We start from the raw sequence: 3,082 nt of genomic DNA, 5'->3' as shown, positions 1-3,082 counted from the left end.
TTATCTGCCTGTAGTACCACACCGGTCAGCCAAAGACCTGCGGTGGAGAGCAGAGATGTACCCGTATCTTCACCAACAACTGAATCAGCACAAACCAGTCCTGTGCCAAGCCAGCAGGCTAATCCACAAGCCATGCCACTTCCACCGGGCGAATCGACAGGCACTGATATACCCGCCACTAAACCCGCTCCGGCACCAACCAACCCTGCAGTGCTGGCGTTATTAAGTGATGCAGAAAAATATCAACAACAGGGAAACATGTCGGCAGCGCAATCACGTTTGCAGCGAGCCCAACGTATCGCCCCCAGCGATCCAAAAGTCTATTATCAGTTAGCCAAAGCACACTATGAACTGGAAGATTTTCGCCTTGCGGAACAAGTTGCTTTAAAAGGCGTGTCGTATGCACAAGGCGATAGCACCGAGCTGAAACGCTTTTGGTTATTACTGGCGGATATTCGCACTAAAAAGGGTGATAAGGCTGGCGCCAAAGCAGCGCGCGAACAGGCCGCCCGCTATTAATTAATTCCGCAGGTCTAACACATCCTGCATATCAAACAGACCGGTTTTCTGATCCATCAGCCATTTCGATGCACGCATCGCACCATAAGCAAAAGTCATTCGGCTTGATGCTTTATGGGTAATTTCGACCCGTTCACCTTCGGCAGCAAATAACACTGTGTGATCGCCGACAATATCTCCAGCGCGGACTGTCGCAAAACCAATGGTATTACGATCGCGTTCGCCGGTACGTCCTTCACGACCATAAATAGCACACTCTTTTAAATCGCGGCCCAAAGCATCTGCAACCACTTCCCCCATTCTTAGAGCAGTACCGGAAGGCGCATCCACTTTGTGACGGTGATGGGCTTCTATAATCTCAATATCAACACTATCACCCAAAACACGCGCAGCCATATCAAGTAATTTCAGTGATAAATTCACCCCAACACTCATATTTGGCGCGAGTAATGTAGCAATGCGATCGGCTGTTTGTTGAATAATCTGTTTTTGTGCTTCATCAAAACCCGTTGTACCAATCACCGGGCGGCACTGATTCTCTGCACATAACGGCAGAAGTGCCATAGTGGCCTCAGGGATAGTGAAATCTATAATCACATCCGATTGCTGAGTTGCCTGTTCAAGATCTGCTGACAACACCACACCTAATTTACCGACTCCAGCCAATTCACCAGCGTCCACACCAATTAATGACGATTCCGGTCGATCAATAGCAGCGGATAGCTGCAAGCCTTCGGTTTCAGTGACAGCTTGAATAAGACAACGACCCATGCGGCCAGCGGCACCGTTAATAGCAATATTAATAGCCATGTTTAATATCCTTATGGCGGTAAATCAGAAAATAAAAAAGCTGGCTGGCAAAAATAGCCCAGTCAGCTTCCTATTGGCAAATGTCTTATTCAAAAAAACGTTTTACAGCATCAAGCCACGATTCGTGTTTTGGACTGTGGGTTGCCCCGGAGCCTTCCATCGTTTCAGCAAACTCCTGCAACAACTCTTTTTGTTTTTTCGATAACTTAACCGGCGTTTCAATAATTACGCGACACATTAAATCGCCAACTTCACCGGTGCGGACTGATTTGACACCTTTACCGCGCATCTTGAATTGCTGGCCGGTTTGCGTACCTTCAGGCACTTTCAGTACGGCTTTACCCTGTAATGTAGGAACTTCCAGTTCTCCGCCGAGGCAGGCCGTAGTGAAACTGATTGGCACATCGGCAAACAGATTATTACCATCACGGGTAAATACATCGTGACGTTTAACCGCAACTTCGACATATAAATCACCGGCTGGGGCGCCACGGCTTCCAGCTTCACCTTCACCAGCAAGACGAATACGATCACCCGTGTTAACACCGGCGGGTACTTTAACTGAGAGTGTTTTATGCTCTTGTACGACGCCTTGTCCATGACAGTCATGGCAAGGATCCTGAATCATCTGACCCGTTCCACGACAATGCGGACAAGCCTGCTGCACCGTGAAAAAGCCTTGTTGGATACGTACCTGACCATGTCCGCCACAGGTCGTACAGGTAACGGGCTGTGTGCCAGGTTTGGCTCCGGAACCATCACAGGTTTTACATTCAACATTGACAGGAATGCGAATTTTCGCAGTCGTACCAGATACCGCCTCTTCCAGCGTCAAATCCAGGCGATAGCGTAAATCGGCACCACGGAAGCTTTGTCCACCCGGACCGCCACCGCCGAAAATATCATTAAATACATCGCCAAAAATATCACTGAAGCCACCTGAACTTCTAAACCCGCCACCGCCAGCACTGTTATCTACTCCAGCATGACCAAACTGGTCATAAGCGGCGCGTTTTTGGGAATCAGACAGAATTTCGTAAGCTTCTTTAGCCTCTTTAAACCTGGCTTCAGCAGTTGCATCATCCGGATTACGATCAGGATGATATTTCATCGCCATACGACGATATGCTTTTTTGATTTCAGCTTCTGTCGCAGTGCGCGATACACCAAGAAGGTCGTAATAGTCTTGTTTGGCCATGTTTAGTTATTCTTGTATCTCTTAAACAAGACAGGCGCAAGCTCAATGCCTACGCCTGTTTTTAGTTAATTGTGTGAAAGATTATGAATTTTTCTTGTCGTCATCGACTTCTTCGAATTCGGCATCTACCACATCATCGTTTTGTGCTGCTGAGTCATCTGTTGCAGCACCTTCACCTGCTTCTGCATTTTCAGCATAGGCACGTTCAGCCAACTTGCCTGCAGCTTCTGACAACGCAGCGGTTTTGGCTTCGATATCCGCTTTATCCTCACCTTTCAGAGCTTGTTGCAACTCTTCAATGGCCGCTTCAATCTTGGCTTTTTCATCCGCTTCCACTTTATCACCCAGATCACTCAGTGATTTGTTGGTCGCATGAATCAAACCATCTGCCTGGTTGCGTACTGTGACCAGTTCATGGAACTTACGGTCTTCATCAGCATGCGCTTCAGCATCTTTAACCATTTTTTCAACTTCATCGTCAGACAGACCGCTGGAAGCTTTAATCACAATGGATTGCTCTTTACCTGTCGCTTTATCTTTAGCAGACACGTTCAG

Annotated in this window: 4 protein-coding genes; 1 reads left to right on the top strand and 3 read right to left on the bottom strand. The window is 47.7% G+C overall.

Annotated elements, in window-relative coordinates:
• A partial coding sequence (locus B3M51_RS03495) for a tetratricopeptide repeat protein (RefSeq protein ID WP_292756863.1) occupies positions 1 to 519 on the top strand: 519 nt, incomplete at its 5' end.
• Here the strand turns inward: B3M51_RS03495 and dapB are convergent.
• The 3 genes from dapB to B3M51_RS03480 form a co-directional block, all read right to left on the bottom strand.
• Positions 520 to 1,329 carry a 4-hydroxy-tetrahydrodipicolinate reductase gene (dapB, locus tag B3M51_RS03490; protein ID WP_292756861.1) on the bottom strand — a complete coding sequence of 270 codons (810 nt, stop codon included), beginning with the start codon at positions 1,327 to 1,329 and terminating at the stop codon, positions 520 to 522.
• An 85-nt stretch (positions 1,330 to 1,414) separates the two neighbouring features.
• Positions 1,415 to 2,527: a molecular chaperone DnaJ gene (dnaJ, locus tag B3M51_RS03485; RefSeq protein WP_292483396.1), complete on the bottom strand. Its 1,113-nt coding sequence runs from the start codon at positions 2,525 to 2,527 to the stop codon at positions 1,415 to 1,417.
• A gap of 81 nt (positions 2,528 to 2,608) precedes the next feature.
• A partial coding sequence (locus tag B3M51_RS03480; RefSeq protein WP_292756859.1) for an Hsp70 family protein occupies positions 2,609 to 3,082 on the bottom strand: 474 nt, incomplete at its 5' end.

Source organism: Methylophaga sp. UBA2689 (assembly GCA_002354555.1).
GTDB lineage: Bacteria > Pseudomonadota > Gammaproteobacteria > Nitrosococcales > Methylophagaceae > Methylophaga.
This window is presented reverse-complemented; position numbering and strand designations above follow the sequence as displayed.